The organism is Mycobacterium sp., assembly GCF_032162605.1.
Lineage (GTDB): Bacteria > Actinomycetota > Actinomycetes > Mycobacteriales > Mycobacteriaceae > Mycobacterium.
In genome coordinates, this window is the sequence record NZ_JAVROT010000035.1 from 1 (window position 1) to 2,632 (window position 2,632).

The window sequence follows — 2,632 nt, forward strand, 5'->3', positions numbered from 1 at the left end:
CAAGGTGACGCTATGACGTCACCCTACGTGTGCGGCGCCGTGGTCTCCTACCTCATCGGCTGCCGAGGCGGTCGAGGTGACCAGCAGAGCGTCGCCGTCAGCGTGCCCCAGGCTGTGTTGCAGTCGCCCACGCTTCCCGTGTCTATCGGGTCGCAGGATCGCGGCGAGGTCTGACGGTACCGCTGTGCACGGACGGCATGGTCGGCCGAATGCCTACGATCGCCCGATGAGTCCGATTTCGTAGACGACCGTCCTGTTCTAGGATCCGCCATCCTGAATGCAAAAACACATCTGACAAGTGCGATGCAATTCGGCAACGCTGCACGCCAGGGAGTTGGGAAATGACACGGAGATTTGCACCAACAATAGGTCACTCAAGCCGGGTCTGGAGCGAAGTGGGTTCGGCAGGCGGTAACCCCGAGGTCAGCACGGTCTGAATCGCGGGTGCGACGAGCGCGACCAGCGTTTCCAGGTCCACGTTCGCAAGTGTCGGGACACCGACGATCCGCCGTCCCACGACGATGCCGACCAGCATCGAAGAGACGAGACCTGCCCGGACCGCACCGTCGTCTCCAACTCCGCGCGACCCGACGCCATCGAGCAGTCGAGCCTGGATGAACTCGCGCAGCTGCGCGCTCGCCTGATCGTTGACGATGGCACCCCGCAGCATCGCCATGAGCGGCTCCGAATCCTCGGGAGCCCCCTCCCACACGTCCAGATAGGCGCGGACCACTCGTTCGCCGAGGTGCACGTCGGGCCCCTCGAACGCGGTGCGAAAGCGCGCCAAGGCCTTCGGCGAGATCGACATCACGGAGGCGAACAGCTCGTCCTTCGACCGGAAGTGCTGCATCACCAGCGACGCGTCGACACCCGCGTCGGTCGCGACGCGCCTGATCGTCGTCGCGGCGTATCCGTCGCAGGCGAACCGGGCACGGGCCGCGTCGAGGATGGCCTGCCGGGTGGTACTCGTCCCCGGCCTACGCCCGCGGCGCGCCCCGGATGCCGGCCTGCGCGTGCCCGTCATGCTCCGAACCTACCTCTTCAACGAATTATATAAACGCGTGTTGATTTATTGGGCTGTCCGGTCGTACGCTTCAACCGAGTCGAAGTCGACGGGACTGATCCCGAGTCATCGAAGAAGAGGGAAGGGAAGCGGCAATGAGCCAGGGGCAGAAGGTATTCGAACCGTCGCACTACGAGGCGGGCGATGCCCACGGACAGCTGAGCCCGTTCGAGCCAGGCACGCGAACTCTGTCGGCGGGCTTCCAGATCGATCCTCGATTCCGATCGCTGCCGACCGAGGTCGTGTTCGACAAGGACGTCGCCGTCACCTTGCGCGACGGTGTGACGATCTACGCCGACGTGTTCCGCCCTGGGCGGGGCACGACGCGAAACGGGGGAGTGCCCGTCATCGTGGCTTGGAGCCCCTATGGCAAGAGCCAGGGCACTGCCCCGAGCGTCACCTCGCTGTTCGCCATGCTCGGCATGGACAACGGAGCCCTTTCTGGGCTGGAGAAGTTCGAGGGGCCCGACCCGGCGTACTGGTGTGCGCAGGGCTACGCGATCTGCAACCCCGATCCGCGAGGCATCGCCCAGTCGGAGGGGGACAGCGCGATGTTCGGACGCCAGGAGGGCAAGGACTGCCACGACCTGATCGAGTGGCTGGCCGTCCAGGACTGGTGCAACGGCAAGGTCGCGATGAGCGGCACCTCCTATCTCGCGATCTCGCAATGGTTTACCGCGGCCGAACGGCCACCGCACCTGGCGGCAATCAATCCGTGGGAAGGCTTGAGCGACGTATATCGCGACCTCGTGATGCGCGGCGGCAGCCCGACATTGGCTTCGCCGAACGACTCCAGAACAACAGCTACGCCGGTAACAACCAACGCGAGGACATCCTCACGGAGGCGCAACGTCATCCGCTGATGAATGACCTGTGGGACGACAAGATCGCACGGTTCGACAAGATCGCCGTGCCGGCCTACGTCGTCGCCAGCTACTCCAACACGCTGCACACCGCGGGCACGTTACGTGCATGGCGGAGTATTGCTTCCCGGGAAAAGTGGTTACGCATCCACAACACACAGGAGTGGCCCGACTACTACGACGAGACGAATGTCGAAGAGCTGCTCCGGTTCTTCGATCACTATCTGAAGGGCGAGGACAACGGCTGGGAGCAGACGCCTCGAGTCCGGTACAGCCTGCTCGATCTCGAAGGCGGCGACCGTCTCGATCAGGAAGCGGACGCGCTCCCGCCGAAAGGCGTCGCCGATACGAAGTATTACCTCGACGGCGGCTCGCGCACGCTGAACGCGGAGCCAGCTTCAGAAGCCGCGACGGTGGGTTACGACTCAGAATCGAATCCGGCGTTGGTTTCCTTCGCGATCCGCTTCGACGAAGAAACGGCGATGGTCGGATACCCGAAGGCGCGACTGTGGGTCGAGTGCCATGGCGCCGACGACATGGACCTGTTCATCCTCATCCAGAAGTTGGACCGCCATGGCACGCCGCTGCAGCAGTTCACCGTGCCCAATCACGGCGCGCTGATGCAGGATCTCACCGAGCGCGGCGCATCCGTGCTGCGGTACAAGGGCTCGAACGGGCGCTTGCGCGTGTCCGCCCGACACCTGGA

3 protein-coding genes are annotated in these 2,632 nt (G+C 64.2%); 2 read left to right on the top strand and 1 reads right to left on the bottom strand.

What is annotated here, in order from left to right; genetic code table 11:
- Window positions 1-370 precede the first annotated feature (370 nt).
- Window positions 371-1,024, bottom strand: coding sequence for a TetR/AcrR family transcriptional regulator (locus tag QOI01_RS01705; RefSeq protein WP_526377992.1), 654 nt, complete (start codon window positions 1,022-1,024; stop codon window positions 371-373).
- 134 nt (window positions 1,025-1,158) lie between these two features.
- On the opposite strand from QOI01_RS01705, the gene QOI01_RS01710 reads away from it, so the two are divergent.
- Window positions 1,159-1,926 carry a CocE/NonD family hydrolase gene (locus tag QOI01_RS01710; protein WP_526377994.1) on the top strand — a complete coding sequence of 256 codons (768 nt, stop codon included), beginning with the start codon at window positions 1,159-1,161 and terminating at the stop codon, window positions 1,924-1,926.
- A partial coding sequence (locus tag QOI01_RS01715) for a CocE/NonD family hydrolase C-terminal non-catalytic domain-containing protein (RefSeq protein WP_526377996.1) occupies window positions 1,926-2,632 on the top strand: 707 nt, incomplete at its 3' end. The genes QOI01_RS01710 and QOI01_RS01715, both read left to right, overlap by 1 nt.

What these genes read in the sequence shown, in the direction of transcription:
- QOI01_RS01705 (WP_526377992.1), bottom strand. Translation starts at nt 1,024, where the DNA reads ATGACGGGCACGCGCAGGCCGGCATCCGGGGCGCGCCGCGGGCGTAGG.
- QOI01_RS01710 (WP_526377994.1), top strand. Translation starts at nt 1,159, where the DNA reads ATGAGCCAGGGGCAGAAGGTATTCGAACCGTCGCACTACGAGGCGGGC.